We start from the raw sequence: 16838 nt of genomic DNA, 5'->3' as shown, positions 1-16838 counted from the left end.
GAAAGAGGGGATGCATCATGCGTGAAGTCATTGCCGTGGCCTGTATCGGCTGCGAATCGCCGGGCAAATCGGTCTATTGGACGACGAAGAACAAGAAGAACGATCCGGACCGGATCGAACTGAAGAAGTATTGCTCGTATTGCCGCAAACACGCGGCGCATAAGGAAAAACGGTAAGACGTTTGTGCCACATCCTCACCTTCATCGCAGCCGCCACATCGGCGCGCGCCGCGCCTATCCGGCTTTGGCGTTACCGCAGCCGTTTATACACTAATAGGGCGTCGCGCAACGCGACATCGTGAATTATCTTCGCTCCTCTGCTATCATCCGCAGCATTATGAAGGCGGCTCCGCTCTTAATTCCCCGCTCCCTTGCCACCAAGCTCCTCCGTCTCTACGACTATCCCAACCCCCGCAAACCGGGCCAAGTAATTCGCGGATACGATCGCGCGCATGCGCTTCGAACCGCACGCATGTGTGCGGCGGTTGCGTTTCGCCTGGGCCATGATCCGAAACGGCTGGTCCAGTATCAGATTGCCTGCTTGCTGCATGATCTGGGACGGGCGGGGCTTGATCGGAAACTGTTTGGCCGCATCTGGTCTTGGGCCAAACAACATGGCATTCCCACGCGGCCACGCGAGTGGCGGGCCGTGCATCCAAGGACTCCATACGGCAGGGAAACAGAGGCTTTTTTGGCCCGCTATCGTGATGAGTTAGGTATGGCCGGGATCCTAATGGACTCTTGGGCTGTCGAGCAGGTGGAGATGCGGTTGGGTTATGCGCGGCGACTAGCACGAGTACTACGGCGAACCAAGCCCGCCTTGAATAAATTGCGCGTGCGATGGTCTCCCTGGATGCAACGGGTTATGCTCTACTATTACTATCCGGAAAAACTTCAACAGTCACCGGCTTGGGTGCGGCAGCTGGCAGAAACTCTGGTTGCCTGTGAGCAGTTTGAAGCCTACAACAATCGGGAGCGTGGCCAGGATTATTATACGCGGACGCAAGAGCGGGCGCAGGAAGCGTTCGCGTATTTGGAGAAACTGCGGGGGGACGGCATTCTCTCCGATGCCGTTGTTAGTGCGATCAAGGGCTTAGCGGCCGAAGGGGCATTTGATCGAATTCTCAGCGAGGCCCGCGGGCAGGCGCTTTCACGAAAAGAGATGGCCTATGTGCATTCGATGAACGAGGGGGGATAATGCCGGTTTATAGTCTTCCGCTCAAAATTTCGATGTCGGGCGATACGCAGGTCGAGAATATCACCTCGCGGGTACAGCAGGCTCTCGATGGCGCTGCTCTTAAGGCTGGCATTGTGACGGTGTTCATCAAGCACACGACGGCGTCCGTGTTGATCATTGAAGATGAACCGGGGATCAGGACTGACACGAAGGCCCTGTGGGATCGGCTGGTACCGGCCGATCCAAAGTGGCAGCACAATACCAGGAATCCCGGTGAGGACAATGGCCACAGTCATCTGCGCGGGCAGCTGCAGGGGCAATCTGTCACAGTTCCATTTAACGGCGGACAATTGGAGCTGGGGACGTGGCAGCAGCTTGCAGTCGTAGATTTCGATACCCGAGCAAGGTCACGCGAGGTCATTGTCCAAGTAATTGGGGAGTAGGCGACTGCAGGCAATCTAAAGGCCCGTTGGTGCAACGCACCAACGGGCCTTGTTACTGGCTCCCCGGGCAGGACTCGAACCTGCGACCAGCCGGTTAACAGCCGGCTGCTCTACCAACTGAGCTACCGGGGAACGGTATTTGGCAGATGGTGTAGGTTATACTAGCACAAATTGCTGGCTGGTTCGAAACAACTCACACATCGAAATCTTCCGTCTCGTCTTCATCCTCGTCGGTCGCGTCGGTGTTTCCCTCCGCCAGAGACACGTAATGCTTGGCCCAGGACAGATAGATGTTCCCGCTGTCCTTCATGGCCTCGGCCCCACCCCGCAGCTTGGTCGCCACCTCGGGGTCCTTCCCCGTGGCGGCGATCTCGGCCGATCGCTGTTGCAGCGCCTTGGGAAACCGGACCATCAGGTCCTTGATTTCCTCGAACAGGCCGGACAGGACGTTGTCTTCAGATTCCATGGTTTTCGTACCAGAAAAAAACCCCATGGCCGAAGCCATGGGGTTGTCTGTGCTGGGGTCGGGGAGGCCGGTCAGCCCTGGTAGGCTTGACCCAGCGCCGCCGATTCACCCTTGTGGGACATCAATTTCCCCGTGGCGCCGACTGCCTGCATTTCGATGGCATTGTGCTTGGCGGCGTTGCAGACGACGACGCACAACTCGCAGCCCTTGCAGCGGCTGATGGTGACCTCCGCCACCATTTTGGGGGCGTTGAGGTCCAGGCAATTGGCTTCCGGACAGTACATGATGCAGAGCCGGCAGCCCTTCTTAGCCACACACTTTTCATCAATGACTTGCGCGACATTGTACATGAGAGCGCGAATCCTTCCTTACGCGGCGACGGCAGGATTGCCGACGCGCAGCTCAATCTTGTTCTTTTCCGCCCATTCCGAGGCGATTTCGTAGGCCCGCTTGACGGTTGCCAGATTTTTCTGGAGCAGCATTTCCTTCTTGGCAAACTTCTTCTTGATTGCTTCGTCCAGCGACGCCGTACCGCCGGAGGCGACGAACTTCTTGCCAAATCGTTCTTGGAGTGCCGCATCCAAGGCTTCCATGGACACGCACTTGGTGATGCCGGCCACCGAGCCGATCATCGTCATGTTCGTGGACAGCTCCGTGCCGGCTACTTCCAACGCGATCTCGGTGCCGGGGATGTAAAACAGGGCCACGTGCAAATCCTTCAACCGCTGGACGTCCTCGTCGGACAACAGGGGCAGTCCCGAGTTGATGATGACGACGCCGCCCTCTTTGATGCCCGAGTAAAAGGGCATGGTATAGCTCTTGCCCATCGTAATCACCTGCGGGTGGAACACCTCGATCACATCCGGGAAGACCAGCTCGCCACGGTCGTAGATTCGCTCGATGCCGATTCGGCAGTAACTTTCTGCCGGAGCCATGCGCTTTTCAGCGCCGAAGAACGGGTTGGAGATCGAGAACTTGCCGTCCTTGTTGGCGGCCATGGCCATGACGTGGGCTGCTGTGACGGCGCCCTGTCCGCCGAGGCCCGACATCCGGATATTGAGCCGTTTCTTGATCATCGCGCGCTCCTTTTACTCCGGTCTAGGCTTCCTGCGTAGCGCCGGCCAGTTGCTTGGCCGCAGCCTTCCGTTCCTTGTCCTTTGCAGCCAGTTCGGCCAGGAACTGCTTGGCCGGCTCGCTGACGTATTCCTTGTAGGCGAACCGCTCGGTCGGTTTCTCCGAATCGCGCATTTCCTGGAGGCCCTCCATGCTGTTCTTGCCGATCTCCAGGATGCAGGGCGTGTAGAGCTGCAGATAGGTTGGACCGATCTCGCGAGCGATCAGCACCGCGTTCCGGATCACCTTCTCGACGAGCGACGGCTTGCTCACCGTACAATTCACGACGTAGTGGCAGCCGGACTCACGGGCGATCTCGGGGAGGCGCACCTTGTCGAATAGTTTGCCAACTGGCGCCATCTTGGCCACGAAGCCTTTTTGCATCAAACCGCTTTCCTGACCGCCTGTGTTGGCATAGAGCTCGTTGTCAAAGCAGATTGTGGTGAACTTCTCCTGGCGAAACCAGGCCTGAAGCGTCATGTCCAGTCCGATGTCCACCGTCGCGCCGTCGCCGGCGAGCACCACGACGTCCTTGACCTTGCCGGGGAACCGGACCGTCAGTGCCCGCTTGAGGCCAGAGGCGATGGCGTTCTGGTTACCGAATAACGAGTGGATGTTGTGCACCGCCACCATCGGAAACACTAAGCTGGTGCAGCCGGTGGAGCCGACCATGACCGTGTCTTCCGGGGCCGGCAGCGAGGCCAGAATGTAGCGGAACGCCATGGATTCGGGGCAGCCGGCGCAGAGCGAATGCTCCTCGATCAATTCCTTGGCCTGGCCGATGTCCTTCCAGCCGCGGTCCTCCTTACCGTAGGTGGCCCGCTTAACCAGATCCTGATAATCCTGGGGCATGATGTCGAACAGGTCCGGAGAAATCTTGATGCGTTCCTTGCTCATGTTGCCTCCTCGTTTGGGGCGCTCGAATTCGTATTTGCGAACAACCGGTCAGCTGCCGCGGCCGGCCAGGGAAACAGTTTGCATCCCCAGCGTGGTCTTGATCTCGGAGACGATGATCTCCGGCGGCATTGTCATGCCCCCGCACACGTGCGGGCCGGCATGCACGCGGTCGCTGTTCGGGATCGTGGCCCGGATTTCCTTGGCTAGCCAGCCGGTGACGTTGAACTCCGGCACGAAGATGTGCTTGGCGTTCTTCGTCGCCTCGCGGATTTCGTCGCCCGGCCAGGGCCGCAAGGTTTTGACTTTCACGAGCCCGCAACGGACCCCCTCGTCCTCCAGCAAGCGGATCGCTTCGCGGCCCTGTGACACGGCGGTGCCGGAGGCCACGATCATGATGTCCGCGTCGATGTTCTCAGTATCGATCAGGCCATCCAGCCACTTAATCGAGTGCTTGCGCGACCGCTCGATCGCTGCCCAAACTTCCTGCTGCCAGCTGGCATGCGTGGCATAGCTGATGTAGTTACTCTTCATAACGAAGGGATCGCGCATCATCCGGACCGGGGGACATTCCATGTCCATGCACGGGACCGGCGAGCGATAGGGGTCGTAGGGAGGCAGGCACATGTCCGCCGGCGTCAGGTTGACGACGTCCTTCGTGTGCGTCACAAAGAAGCCGTCGCAGCAGAGCGCCAGTGGCAGGTGCACGTCCGGTTCCTCGGAAACTATGTAGCCCTTAAGAATCCAGTCGAAGAAGTCCTGCGCGGTCTCTGCGTGCCACACCAGCATGCCGGTATTCAGCAGGTAGGCGATTTCCAGCGTGTCTGGTTGGATCGACAGCGGCGAGTTGATGCCGCGGCAGGTGACAATCATCTGGATCGGCAGCCGCGCACCCGCCCACATCGGGAAGTTTTCCATGGCCCGCATCGTGCCTGGGCCGGCCGTTGTCGTGAACACCCGCGCGCCGCCAAAGGCTGCGCCGGCGCACTGGCTCATGACCGCAAATTCGCTCTCCCCTCGGAAGTAGTCGCCGATGTAGCCTTCCGCGAACAGCTCACCGATCAGCGCGGCCGCTTCGCTCTGCGGGGTGATGGGGTAGGCGATCATCACGTCGCAGCTGGCCCGCCGGATGGCTTCCTTGATGACCTCGCTGCCCGTGAAGAACGACGGGGTACGAGGCGCCTCGTGGAGCAATTTCCAGGCGTCTGTGTAGGTCTGGTTTTTCTTGTTCTGGGTGCCGATGAAGGATTTATTCTCCGCCATGGTCCGGCCTCCTTGTGTGCTTAGCTGACGGCTTTGCGCGTGGCGTTGGGATCGAACTTGACGCTGCCCTTGAGTCGCTTGACGGTCTCGGCCAGTTTCATGATCTTGTCGGCGGTGGCATCGCGGAAGGACAGCATGGCGTCCTCGTGGCCCGCCTGGGCGCACATCGCGACCGTGTAACAGGACGTGCCGCCGCGGATGATCTTCAGGGATAGGTTCGCCTGGTGACAATGGACGCCGACGAACATGCAGGCGTCGATCTTGTTGTGCCAGATGGTCAGGTTCGGGTGGTTTGGGTTGATCTCGACTTCGGGGTTGATCTTCGGATACTTCGGCCGGTAGTCCGGCATGGGAATCAGCATGGCATGCTGCTGGGGCGTCACGCATTCTTTGATCGTGTTGTATAGGTGTCGAATGGCCGCCGCTTTCTTGGCCGCCTTTTCGTTCCAGGCCCAGAGTACCAACGGCCCCGGAAAGATTGTCGGGACTTTGGCCAGCAGGAACTGGCGTGCCGCTTCCTCGAAAGCTTTCTCTTCCTGGACAATTACGCCGTTGATGTGCGCCTCACCAGGGTTGGGCAACCGGATGCCCATGGAGGCCGCGGCGGGCGGCAGAAAGTGTTCAGGGCCAGGCAGGACGCGGTACTGGGTCATTCCCGTAAACCCCTTGGTAGTATGCTGCAAGGTCTCAGTCCTCGCAGGATAAAGAACAATCCTTAAACAACCGCAAATGTGCGCGTACTTTATGCTTTTTTCGGTCGTTTCTGCAAGCCCACAGAAGGCCCACCCCAACGGAATTAAGAGCTACCCAGGTAGAGGGTGCTAGGCCTTTCGGGCCGATGCCTGACTTAACGGACATGGCACGCGCAATCAAGTCGTCGGAGTATAACGATGATGCAACGGAACTGTCAACGACGATATGGGAATCTTGTCCAATAAATTCGTATGCTTAGAGGGGATCGCAAAAAATATTAAATGGCTATGGATCAGGGATGCTCGAAAAGCCAGCGACTTTAACGCGGGTCTTGTTGGAATCGAGGGAGCCGGTGCAGTCACGAGCATCTTTGGTCAGTTGACCCTTCTGGAAGCGGGCAGAGAGTGTTGTGAACAGCAAGAGAGGATTAAGCGGTTAGTCGGGTCAATACAGAAAATAGTCCTGCCAGTTGTGAAACATCTAGCTCGGTCGAGTGATGGTTAGCGGGACTCTTTTGGTTTGGGCAGGACCTGCATAAAGGGATGGACTTCGACGCGGGTAAAGACTCCACCAGTTGTATAGGGATCGTTTTGAGCAAAGGCTTCGGCTTCAGCCTGTGAATCGGCTTCGATAATGATCAGGCTGCCGGTCTTGTCAGTGAGGGGACCCGCAATCACAACGCGTCCCTGCCTATCCAGCGGCTCCAAATTGGCTAGGTGGGCCGGGCGGTGGAGCTTGCGCTTTTCCTGTCCATCAGGGCCATCGAATCCAAGGATGACGAATTTCATGGGTGAATGAGAAATGAGAGCGGACGTGCGCGAGGGGTTAGCAATGATCGCTGTCGAGCGGCTGGCGTCCGGCATAGCCGCTGTGGACTTCGTGCCACCAGCCAACTTTCGATTCGCCGAGTTTCCAGCACAGATAGACGACGCGCCCTTTGTAGAGGTGCGGAAAATCGCAGAGGCCCATTTCGACATCCTTCACCAGCACGCCCATTTCCTGAATTTCCCGGAGATGGTCATTGATCTGTTCCAAAGCCAAGATGTAATGCGGAGCGACAAAGCTACCACCGCCGAACTGAGCGTTTTTACTGGCTTTTTTTATCTCGTCTTTGGTTTCAATCAACACGGACTTACCGCGCTTGACGGCGGTCAGATGCTCTTCCAATGTGGGGATGAGCCGGTTTGCCTCCGAGAGACTGAACAAGCGATCGGGATATTCGTCGTCGTGTTTTGACATGACAATGATTCCAACTCTGAATTCAGGTTTTAGCACAAACTGCGAAGCCCGCGCAATGAACGCGCGCGCGACAGAAAATCTGTTGACAAAACGGTCCCAGCCGAATAGTATGGGGCGACAGTACTTTCCTGATTTGTAAACAGACTTCCAACTCCCAGTCATACGTTCCGGAACGAATCTCGCAACCATTCATTCGTACACCGGTTCAGTGGAGCGGGAACACACATGCGGGCCTAGGCGATGCCCGTTAGGCGATTAAGGAGACTCGGGGCCCAGCCTCAGCGCTGCGCAGTATCCTCTCCGGATCACACAATCATCGTCGTACGGCCTCAAGGGACATCCAGAAGGACAGCGGGTAGAAACGAGAGTGAACCGGGGTGCGGCCCCGATTGCAGGGAGGTGGATAGGCAACATGTTGGAAGAGAAGACCATGCATCTGGCTGAGTTGAAGCAGAAGAGCATCGCGGATCTGAACGAGGTGGCACGCGATCTCAAAATTGAAGGGGCGGCAAATCTGCGCAAGCAGGAGTTAATTTTCGCCATCCTGCAGGCGCAGACTGAGAAAAACGGCTCGATCTACGGAGAGGGTGTGCTGGAGACCCTGCCGGACGGGTTCGGATTCCTGCGGGCGCCCGACTCCAACTATCTGCCGGGTCCCGACGACATCTACATTTCGCCGTCACAGATCCGCCGCTTCAACCTCCGCACCGGGGATACCGTCTCTGGCCAGATTCGCCCTCCCAAGGAAAGCGAACGCTACTTCGCCCTGCTGAAAGTCGAAAAGGTCAATTTCGAAGAGCCAGAAGTTGCGCGGGACAAAATCCTGTTCGACAACCTGACGCCGCTCTACCCCGAGGAGCGGATCAAGCTGGAGTACGATCGGGAAGAATACTGCACGCGGATCATGGAGTTGACCACCCCGATTGGCAAGGGGCAGCGCGGCTTGATCGTCGCGGCACCCCGCACCGGCAAAACGATGCTGCTCCAGGCCATCGCACGCGCGATCATCAAGAATCATCCCGAGGTTGCGCTCATCGTGTTGCTGATCGACGAGCGTCCGGAGGAAGTCACGGACTGGCAGCGACAGGTCAAGGCAGCGGAGGTGATCAGCTCCACGTTTGACGAGCCGGCCCAGCGTCACGCACAGGTGGCCGAGATGGTGCTGGAGAAGGCCAAGCGCCTCGTCGAGCATAAACGGGATGTCGTTATCCTGCTAGACAGCATCACCCGTCTGGCGCGCGCCTACAACACGATCGCGCCGCCCAGCGGCAAGGTGCTCTCCGGTGGTTTGGACTCCAACGCGCTGCAGCGGCCGAAGCGGTTCTTCGGGGCTGCTCGCAACATCGAGAACGGCGGAAGCCTCACTATCATGGCTACGGCCCTGGTGGACACCGGCAGCCGTATGGACGACGTGATCTTTGAAGAGTTCAAGGGCACGGGTAACATGGAAGTGCATCTTGACCGCCGACTGGCTGATAAACGGATCTTCCCCGCGATCGACATTGCACAGTCCGGCACCCGCAAGGAGGAGCTGCTGGTGGACAAGGACCGGCTCAACAAGATGTGGATTCTCCGCAAGGTGCTCAGCCCGCTCGGGACCATGGAGGCCATGGAGTTTCTCATCGACAAAATCGGTGGCACCAAGAACAATCAGGAATTTCTGCAGTCGATGAATAGATAACGCTAAGAGCTCGGAGCGAATAGCTTCGAGCATGCCGGCTGCTGGCTATTTGCTTTTCGCTGAGGAGAGAGAAATGAAAAAAAGTATTCATCCGGTGTATCGGGAAGCCAACGTCAGTTGCGCCTGCGGAGCCAAGTTCAAGACGCGCACGACGGTCGGCGACCTCAAGGTGGACATTTGCTCCAATTGCCATCCCTTCTTCACGGGTACGCAGAAGATCTTGGATACGGAAGGGCGTGTGGAGCGGTTCAACAAGAAGTACGCCAAGAAAACGAAGTAAGGGTGGCGCGATCGCAAGCCTGATTCATTAGCGCGAGTCACCAGAGGGACCCTGCTTCGTTGAGGGGCAGGGTCCCTCTGTTTTTTTGACGGATTTCGGACTGAAATGCGGTGCGGGGCGGAGTAACGCGAGACATAATTCTTGATCGGGCAGGTGCCCGCTGTCTTTTGTAAGCGCAGTTATGGCTGACACGAACACGGCAGAATCTAAGGAAGCGTTGCTGCTGGCTAAGTGGGAAACCACGGCCAGGCGCTTCGACGAGCTGACGCGCCAGCTCACGGAGCCGTCCGTCCTCAGCCAGCCTGAGCAGCTGCGCAAGCTCAACAAGGAGCGTAGCGATCTGGAGGAAATCGCGCACCTCTTTGCCGAATTCCAGGCACTGACAAGACAGCTCGCTGATGCAGAGCAGATGCTCAGAGATGCCGGCGTCGACGCCGGTCTGAAGGCGCTCGCAACAGAGGAAGTTCGTACGCTTCAGGGACGGCGCAGCCAGATGGAAGAGCGGGCAATGGAGCTACTAGTGCCAAAGGACCCACGCAACGAGAAGAACATCTTTGTGGAAATCCGGGCGGGCGCCGGTGGCGAGGAGGCCGCGCTGTTTGCTGGCGATCTGCTGCGTATGTACATGCGCTACGCGGAACGGAAACGGTTGAAAACGGAGTTGATGGAGGCAGACGAGACCGGCATCGGTGGCTACAAGAATGTCGTCCTGCTGGTCGAAGGTAAGGGGGCCTATGGTCAGCTCAGGCACGAGAGCGGCGTGCACCGCGTCCAGCGGGTGCCGGCTACGGAAGCCGCCGGACGCATCCACACCTCGACGGTGACGGTGGCGGTGATGCCGGAAGTGGAGGAAGTCGAAGTGCAGGTCAATCCGAATGATCTGCGTATCGATACCTTCTGCTCCTCAGGTGCCGGCGGGCAAAGCGTCAATACGACTAAGTCAGCCGTACGGATCACGCACATTCCGACCGGCGTGGTCGTTACGTGTCAGGACGAGCGGTCGCAGTTGAAGAACCGCGCTAAGGCCATGCGGACCCTGCGCACGCGGATCGTCGAGGCGGAGAAGGACAAGCAGGAGGCCGTGATCGCGCAGCAGCGCAAGTCGCAGGTTGGGACGGGCGATCGGAGCGAGAAGATTCGGACGTACAATTTTCCGCAGAACCGCGTGACGGATCACCGCATCGGTCTGACGCTGCACAAGCTCGACCAGGTCATGGAGGGCACTCTGGACGAGATGATTGAAGCCCTGAAGGCTGCGCAGACGAAACAGATGGTGGAGGCCTCCTGATGGGCACACTGACGGATGCGCGGATCGTGACCGTCGGCGACCTACTGCGCTGGGGCAGGGTGCAGCTTGCGCAGGCCGGCATCGAGGACGCTGCGCGCGAAACCGCGTGGCTGCTTGAGCATGCCTTGGGAATGACAGCACTTGAAGTGCGCGTGAAAGGGGCCCAGCCGGTTGAGGGGAGTGCGCTGCGCCGCACAGAAGCGCTGCTTGCGCGCCGCGCAAGCCGCGAGCCGCTGCAATATCTGCTTGGTACGCAGGAGTTTTGCGGGCTGGAATTCTCCGTCGCGCCCGGCGTCCTGATCCCGCGGCCCGAAACGGAATTGCTGGTCGACGAAACAATTCTCCGCGTGACGGCGCAGGCGCATCCGGTCATTGCCGACGTCGGGACAGGCTCAGGCTGTATCGCAGTGCCGCTGGCGTGCCGGGTTCCGCAAGCAGCACTGTATGCCGTTGACCGTTCTGCCGACGCGTTACGGATCGCGCAGCGGAATGCAGCGCGTCATGGCGTGCTAGCGCAGGTGACGTTTCTGGAAGGTGATTTACTGGTGCCGTTGCGCGAGCAGGGTATGGCCGGTCGGGTGGACGTGATCGTCTCCAATCCACCCTATATTGCCGAGCGCGATTGGGATATGGTGCAGCCGGAAGTGCGGCTCTATGAACCGCGTCTCGCACTGGCGGCCGGCGAAGACGGCCTGGCAGTTTATCGGCGCCTGGTGCCGGAGGCGGCGCAGATGCTTTGCGCCGCTGGCTGGATAATTCTCGAAGTCGGACGGGGGCAGGCAGGAGCAGTACGTGCGCTCATTGAGGCAACGGGCCGCTACGGTGCCATGAAGACTCGGACAGACGCAGCTGGCATTGAACGGGTGGTCATTGCGCAGAAACGATGAAGTATGATGAACGATGGGCAGAACCAACTTTTTCGGTGCGTGTGCCTACTTCATCATTGATCATTCATAGTTAAAAGACCATGGATAAGATCATCATCGCGGGTAGAAAGCGGTTGCAGGGCGAGGTGAAAGTCAGCGGGGCGAAAAACGCCGCGCTCCCGATTCTCGTGTCGATCATCCTGGGTGGTGGCGAATGCACGGTGACGAACGTTCCCCGCGTAGTGGATGTGGTCACGATGGGCAAGCTCCTCGGCATGCTGGGGGCGTCGGTGAAAGCCGAGGGCGACCGTGTAACGATGAAGATGGATGCAGTGCGCTCCTCCGAAGCGCCCTACGATCTGGTACGCACGATGCGCGCGTCGGTTGTTGTATTGGGCCCGCTGCTGGCGCGGTGGGGCGAGGCCACGGTGTCGCTGCCCGGCGGCTGCGCGATCGGTTCCCGGCCGGTGAACCTGCACCTGGCGGGGTTGGAAAAGATGGGGGCACGGGTCACCGTCGAGCATGGGTATATCAAGGCAACGGCCTCCCGTCTCAAGGGTGCGCGGATCTGCCTGGATTATCCAACGGTGACGGGGACGGAAAATTTGATGATGGCGGCCTGTCTGGCCGATGGCACGACAGTGCTTGAGAACGCAGCGAAAGAGCCGGAAATCGTGGATCTGGCGGCATTTCTCGTCAAGCGCGGCGCGCGCATTACGGGAGCGGGAACGGATCTGATTATGGTGGAAGGGGTCAAGGACTTGCGCGGGGCTGATCACGAAGTCATTCCGGACCGGATCGAGGCCGGCACCTTTCTGGCGGCGGGTGCAATCACGAATGGCGACGTCTGCGTGCAGGCCTGCCGGCCGCAGCATCTGGAGGCGGTCACCGCGAAGCTGCGGGAAATGGGCGCGGAAATTACCGAGGACAAGGAGTCGGTGCGCGTTAAAGCAGCCAGGCGGCTGAAGAGCGTGGACGTGAAGACCTATCCGTTCCCCGGGTTCGCGACCGACATGCAGGCGCAGGTGATGGCGGCCATGTGCGTGGCCGACGGCACGAGCGTGATCAACGAGACGGTGTTCGAAAGCCGCTTTATTCATGTGCCGGAGCTACGGCGCATGGGGGCGGAGATCAAGGTGGACGGCAGCCACGCGGTCGTGACGGGCAAGGCGAAGCTCAGCGGGGCGCCGGTCATGGCGTCCGATCTACGGGCGAGCGCGGGACTGATCGTGGCGGGGCTGGCGGCTGAGGGTGAAACGGAGATCGCGCGGGTGTACCATCTGGACCGCGGCTACGAGCGGATCGAGGAGAAACTTAACGGGCTGGGTGCGGCGATCAGACGAGTGCCGGGGGCCGGCCAGATGGCAAAGGGGCAGGCATGATCACAGTAGCGTTGTCGAAAGGGAAATTGCTGGAGCCGGCTATTGCCTTGTTCAAGAAGGCAGGCTATGCGGGTAAGAGCGTGTCGGCGGAAAGCCGGCGGCTGATCATCGAGTGCCCCGAAAAAGACCTCACGTTCATGATCATTCGGCCGAGCGATGTGCCGACCTACGTCGAGTACGGCGCGGCGGATGTTGGTGTGGTCGGGAAGGACATGCTGCTGGAGCAGAGCCTCGACGTCTACGAGCCGCTGGATCTGCAATTCGGCGGCTGCCGCCTGTCGGTCGCCGCAAAGCAGGGGCACGCGGTGCGCGAGCGTCTCTCGGCGAAGTTGCGCGTGGCGACAAAATATCCGAACGTCACGGAGCGGTACTACAATCAGAAGGGGATTCCAGTTGAAATCATCAAGCTCTACGGATCCATTGAGCTCGCGCCGGTGGTGGATCTGGCTGATCGCATCGTGGATCTCGTGTCCACCGGCCGTACGCTCAAGGCGCATGGATTAGAAGAGGTCGAGGTGATTGCGGAATCCACGGCGAGGCTGATCGTGAATCGCGCTAGCCTGAAGATGAAGCACGAGGAGATTGCCGAACTCATGGCGCGCCTGCGTCGCCGCCGGGCCAGGCCCCAGCAGTCGCCGCGGGTAAATAAGAAGCGGGGGATGCGATGATCAAGGTGCTCTCAAGTTCGGACAAGGCCTTCAAGGCGGTCCTGAGGAAAATTGCCGGCCGCGCCGGCGCGGCGAATGGCAAGGTGGACTCGAGCGTTAGGACGATTCTCGCCGCAGTAAAGCGGGGCGGCGACAACGCCATCATTCGCTACACTAAAAAGTTCGACCGGGCTTCGCTGAAGCCGCTGCAGTTCCGCGTGAGTCCGCAGCAGATCAAGGAGGCCTATTACCACATCCGTAAGGAAGAAGGGGACGCGCTCCGTTTTGCTGCGCAGCGCATCATGGCTTTCCACGAACGGCAGCGCGGCAAGACCTGGATGTATCAGGACAATGGCGCGACGCTGGGTCAGATGGTCGTGCCGATGGATTCCGTTGGTCTCTACGTGCCGGGCGGTAAGGCGATATACCCGTCCACGGTGCTCATGTGCGCGGTGCCGGCCAAAGTAGCGGGCGTCAAACGCGTCGTCATGTGCACGCCCGCGCCTAAGGGCGTCATCAGCCCCTATCTGCTGGTGGCGGCCGATATTGCCGGTGTGGACGAGGTCTACCGGATCGGCGGCGTGCAGGCGGTCGGCGCTATGGCCTATGGTACGAAGACGATTCCCAGGGTGGACAAGATCGTCGGGCCCGGCAACATTTTTGTGGCGACAGCTAAGCGGATGCTCTACGGGCAGGTGGCGCTCGACATGGTCGCGGGCCCAAGTGAGTTGCTCGTGGTCGCGGACGAACATGCAAAGGCGGCGCACGTGGCGGCCGATCTGTTGTGCGAGGCCGAGCACGACGAGGATGCGCAGGTGTGGCTGGTGACCGTGTCGGAGCGACTCGCGCGCGAGGTGGGCCGGCAGTTGTCTGAGCAGGTGAAGAAGCTCAAGCGCGGTCCTATCGTCGCCAAGGCGCTCGCGCGCCATGCCGTTCTCATGGTGGTCAACAACATGGACGAGGCGATCGAGGTGGCCAACGAGATCGCGCCGGAGCACCTAACGCTCACGGCGGAGCGACCGTTCGACTATCTCGAAAAGGTCCGGCATGCGGGTGCGCTTTTCTTGGGGCGCTATACCCCGCCCGCCGTGGCCGACTACATCGCCGGGCCGAATCACGTCCTGCCCACGGGCGGGACGGCGCGGTTTTTCTCGCCGCTGTCGCTCGACGACTACGCGAAGAAGAGTAACATCATTGCGTACAGCAAGGACGAGCTGATGCGGGTCAAGGATCATCTGCGTCGTATCGCCAACATGGAGGGGTTCGACGCCCACGCCAATTCACTGGAGATTCGATTCTAATGGCACCGACACGAACAGCCAAGCCGCGGCGCGCCCGCGGCGCCGACTCTGCGCGACGGGCAGTCCTCAAGCGGACGACGAAGGAAACGAATATCTGCGTGGACTGGACGCTGGACGGGACGGGGCGGACCCATATCAAGACGCCGATCCCGTTCCTCGACCACATGCTCGACCTGCTGGGCCGGCATGGGTTTTTCGACCTGACCATCAAGGCTGTGGGCGACACGCACATCGACGATCACCACACGGTTGAGGACATCGGTATCGTGCTGGGCGACGCGCTTAAGCAGGCCCTGGGCGATAAGAAGAGTATCCGGCGGTTCGGATTCGCCTCGGTGCCGCTGGACGAGACGCTGGCGCAGGTGACGGTGGACCTCAGCGGGCGTCCGTACCTCGTCTACAACGCGCAACTGCCGAACCGACGCATCAAGGACTTTGATCTGTATCTGTTCCAGGATTTTTTCGAAGCCTTCGTGGCGCGGGGTGCGTTTAATTTGCACATCAACGTGCTGTATGGGCGCAACCCGCATCACATTATTGAGGCGACGTTCAAGGCCTTCGCGCGGGCGCTGGACCAGGCGACCTCGCTGGACCCACGCGTCAAAGGCGTGTTGTCCACTAAGGGGAGCCTGTAAGGACGTTAGTCGTCATCCGTCATTCGCCGGAGAAGGGCGAGTGCTCTACGAATGGCGAGTGACGAGTAACGGATGACGATAGTCGCCATCATTGACTACGGCATGGGCAATCTGCGCAGCGTGCAGAAGGCCTTCGAGACGGTCGGGCATGCGGCAGTCGTGACACGCGATCCGCGCACGATCAAGGATGCGGATCGCGTCGTGCTCCCCGGAGTCGGAGCCTTTGCCGACTGCATGGCCAATCTTGAAAAATATGGCCTGGTGGAGCCCATCCGCAGTACGATTGCCGCGGGCAAGCCGTTCTTGGGTATTTGCCTGGGGCTACAACTGCTCTTTACGGAGAGCGAGGAATTCGGCGTGCACAAGGGCTTGGACGTGCTGCCAGGAAAAGTCGTGCGGTTTTCGTCTGCGAGCAACGCGGAGAAACTCAAGGTGCCGCACATGGGCTGGAATGGCGTGGTCGTCCAACGCGAGGCACCGCCGCTGACGGGCATCGCGTCCGGGGAGCCGTTTTACTTCGTACATTCCTATTGCGTGGAACCGCGCGACCGCGCGGTGGTGGCGACGATGACGGACTATGGCGCGCCGTTTGTGTCGAGCGTCTGGAAAGACAATATTTTCGCTTGTCAATTCCACCCGGAAAAGAGCCAGGCGGCGGGGCTGCGACTCATCAAAAACTTTGGAGCCTGGCGCACATAGCCGTGGGAGGGAAGGCGTAAGGAGTGAAAACCGGATGAGGAACGATCTCGCAAAGGCTGCGTGCCTCACGGCGTACGTACTCACGGTCTTCATGCTCGGGGCCTGCGCCTTCACGCCCAAAGTCACCTCAGACGTCTCGCCGAAGATCGGTCAGTATCGCGTCAAAACGGTCGTGGTGCTGCCCTTCGAGGCACTGATGACGTCGCAGACGACGGATGTCAACCGGTTCGACGAAATCACCGTCCCGCAGGGCGCCAAGCGGTCGGATATCTCCGTCTCCGTCCCCCCGTCCGGCGAGCGGGTTCAGCCGGTTCCGCTGGGCGTATCGGCCACGGCAGCCGAGCGGGTCACGCGGTCCTTCTACGGCAAGCTGAAGAACTGGGAGGGGCTTCGGGTCTTTTCGCCTGACGATGCGGCGGCGGCGCTCAAGGCGCTGAAGGGTGAGATCAATCACGAACAGCGCGCGGCCAAGGTGGCGGTGAAGATGTCGCTCGACGCGGCGATCATCGGCCGCGTACTCGTCTATCAGGAACGGAAGGGGAGCAAGCTGGGCGGCGAAACGGCGGCGGTCGGTTTCGAGGTCAAACTAGTAGCAGCCGACGGGACGACGCTCTGGGTCGGCAACTATTACGAAAAGCAAAAACCGCTGACAGAAGACGCCAAGGGCGCCCTCGAACGCGGCTTCGTGTTTGTCACGGCGGATGAGTTGGTCGACTACGGGACCTTCTACTTGGTCGAGAAGTTTCCCTTTGGTGCGAAAGCAAAGCGGTAA

General features: G+C 59.8%; 21 protein-coding genes and 1 tRNA gene. 13 read left to right on the top strand and 9 right to left on the bottom strand.

What is annotated here, in order from left to right; all coding sequences use genetic code 11:
- Positions 1-17 precede the first annotated feature (17 nt).
- The 3 genes from rpmG to FJ248_00890 all read left to right on the top strand — a co-directional run bounded on the left by rpmG (position 18) and on the right by FJ248_00890 (position 1619).
- Positions 18-176, top strand: a complete 159-nt coding sequence (gene rpmG / locus FJ248_00900) for a 50S ribosomal protein L33 (GenBank protein MBM4119446.1) — start codon at positions 18-20, stop codon at positions 174-176.
- Between the two features lie 121 nt (positions 177-297).
- Positions 298-1197 (top strand): hypothetical protein, encoded by a 900-nt coding sequence (locus FJ248_00895; protein ID MBM4119445.1) that lies wholly within the window; start codon positions 298-300, stop codon positions 1195-1197.
- Positions 1197-1619 (top strand): YjbQ family protein, encoded by a 423-nt coding sequence (locus tag FJ248_00890; protein MBM4119444.1) that lies wholly within the window; start codon positions 1197-1199, stop codon positions 1617-1619. The genes FJ248_00895 and FJ248_00890 overlap by 1 nt, the downstream gene beginning before the upstream one ends.
- 56 nt (positions 1620-1675) lie before the next feature.
- Here the strand turns inward: FJ248_00890 and FJ248_00885 are convergent.
- The 9 genes from FJ248_00885 to FJ248_00845 all read right to left on the bottom strand — a co-directional run bounded on the left by FJ248_00885 (position 1676) and on the right by FJ248_00845 (position 7287).
- A tRNA-Asn gene (locus tag FJ248_00885) sits at positions 1676-1751 on the bottom strand.
- 61 nt (positions 1752-1812) lie between these two features.
- Entirely contained in the window at positions 1813-2085 is a 273-nt protein-coding gene (locus FJ248_00880) for a hypothetical protein (GenBank protein MBM4119443.1), read from the bottom strand.
- 71 nt (positions 2086-2156) lie between these two features.
- Complete coding sequence (locus FJ248_00875; protein ID MBM4119442.1) at positions 2157-2435, bottom strand: pyruvate ferredoxin oxidoreductase; 279 nt, start codon at positions 2433-2435, stop codon at positions 2157-2159.
- A gap of 18 nt (positions 2436-2453) precedes the next feature.
- A complete protein-coding gene (locus FJ248_00870) occupies positions 2454-3161 on the bottom strand; it encodes a ferredoxin oxidoreductase (GenBank protein MBM4119441.1) in 708 nt (235 codons plus the stop codon).
- A gap of 22 nt (positions 3162-3183) precedes the next feature.
- Positions 3184-4095, bottom strand: a complete 912-nt coding sequence (locus FJ248_00865) for a ferredoxin oxidoreductase (GenBank protein MBM4119440.1) — start codon at positions 4093-4095, stop codon at positions 3184-3186.
- 48 nt (positions 4096-4143) lie between these two features.
- Positions 4144-5355: a ferredoxin oxidoreductase gene (locus FJ248_00860; GenBank protein ID MBM4119439.1), complete on the bottom strand. Its 1212-nt coding sequence runs from the start codon at positions 5353-5355 to the stop codon at positions 4144-4146.
- A 20-nt stretch (positions 5356-5375) separates the two neighbouring features.
- The gene (locus tag FJ248_00855; protein MBM4119438.1) at positions 5376-6008 is read right to left on the bottom strand and encodes a carbon monoxide dehydrogenase; all 633 of its coding nucleotides are present in this window, start codon (positions 6006-6008) and stop codon (positions 5376-5378) included.
- A gap of 540 nt (positions 6009-6548) precedes the next feature.
- A complete protein-coding gene (locus FJ248_00850) occupies positions 6549-6836 on the bottom strand; it encodes a YciI family protein (GenBank protein ID MBM4119437.1) in 288 nt (95 codons plus the stop codon).
- Between the two features lie 37 nt (positions 6837-6873).
- The gene (locus FJ248_00845; GenBank protein ID MBM4119436.1) at positions 6874-7287 is read right to left on the bottom strand and encodes a DUF2203 family protein; all 414 of its coding nucleotides are present in this window, start codon (positions 7285-7287) and stop codon (positions 6874-6876) included.
- 430 nt (positions 7288-7717) lie between these two features.
- Between FJ248_00845 and FJ248_00840 the strand changes: the two genes are divergently transcribed.
- The 10 genes from FJ248_00840 (at position 7718) to FJ248_00795 (ending at position 16838) form a co-directional block, all read left to right on the top strand.
- Complete coding sequence (locus tag FJ248_00840; GenBank protein MBM4119435.1) at positions 7718-8968, top strand: transcription termination factor Rho; 1251 nt, start codon at positions 7718-7720, stop codon at positions 8966-8968.
- A gap of 73 nt (positions 8969-9041) precedes the next feature.
- Positions 9042-9248 (top strand): 50S ribosomal protein L31, encoded by a 207-nt coding sequence (gene rpmE, locus FJ248_00835; protein ID MBM4119434.1) that lies wholly within the window; start codon positions 9042-9044, stop codon positions 9246-9248.
- A gap of 181 nt (positions 9249-9429) precedes the next feature.
- On the top strand, positions 9430-10536 hold the full coding sequence (gene prfA, locus FJ248_00830) for a peptide chain release factor 1 (protein ID MBM4119433.1): 1107 nt from the start codon (positions 9430-9432) through the stop codon (positions 10534-10536).
- Positions 10536-11423 carry a peptide chain release factor N(5)-glutamine methyltransferase gene (gene prmC / locus FJ248_00825; GenBank protein MBM4119432.1) on the top strand — a complete coding sequence of 296 codons (888 nt, stop codon included), beginning with the start codon at positions 10536-10538 and terminating at the stop codon, positions 11421-11423. The genes prfA and prmC overlap by 1 nt, the downstream gene beginning before the upstream one ends.
- Positions 11424-11503: 80 nt before the next feature.
- Positions 11504-12784 (top strand): UDP-N-acetylglucosamine 1-carboxyvinyltransferase, encoded by a 1281-nt coding sequence (gene murA / locus FJ248_00820; protein MBM4119431.1) that lies wholly within the window; start codon positions 11504-11506, stop codon positions 12782-12784.
- Positions 12781-13452, top strand: a complete 672-nt coding sequence (locus tag FJ248_00815; protein ID MBM4119430.1) for an ATP phosphoribosyltransferase — start codon at positions 12781-12783, stop codon at positions 13450-13452. The genes murA and FJ248_00815 overlap by 4 nt, the downstream gene beginning before the upstream one ends.
- Positions 13449-14732 carry a histidinol dehydrogenase gene (gene hisD / locus FJ248_00810; protein MBM4119429.1) on the top strand — a complete coding sequence of 428 codons (1284 nt, stop codon included), beginning with the start codon at positions 13449-13451 and terminating at the stop codon, positions 14730-14732. The genes FJ248_00815 and hisD overlap by 4 nt, the downstream gene beginning before the upstream one ends.
- Complete coding sequence (gene hisB, locus FJ248_00805; GenBank protein MBM4119428.1) at positions 14732-15367, top strand: imidazoleglycerol-phosphate dehydratase HisB; 636 nt, start codon at positions 14732-14734, stop codon at positions 15365-15367. Before hisD ends, hisB begins: the two co-directional genes overlap by 1 nt.
- A 78-nt stretch (positions 15368-15445) precedes the next feature.
- The gene (gene hisH / locus FJ248_00800) at positions 15446-16066 is read left to right on the top strand and encodes an imidazole glycerol phosphate synthase subunit HisH (protein ID MBM4119427.1); all 621 of its coding nucleotides are present in this window, start codon (positions 15446-15448) and stop codon (positions 16064-16066) included.
- 34 nt (positions 16067-16100) lie between these two features.
- Complete coding sequence (locus FJ248_00795; protein ID MBM4119426.1) at positions 16101-16838, top strand: hypothetical protein; 738 nt, start codon at positions 16101-16103, stop codon at positions 16836-16838.

It is taken from the genome of Nitrospira sp. (genome assembly GCA_016873435.1).
Lineage (GTDB): Bacteria > Nitrospirota > Nitrospiria > Nitrospirales > Nitrospiraceae > VGXF01.
The sequence above is the reverse complement of the archived record's forward strand: the minus strand, read 5'-3'. Positions and strand labels throughout refer to the sequence as shown.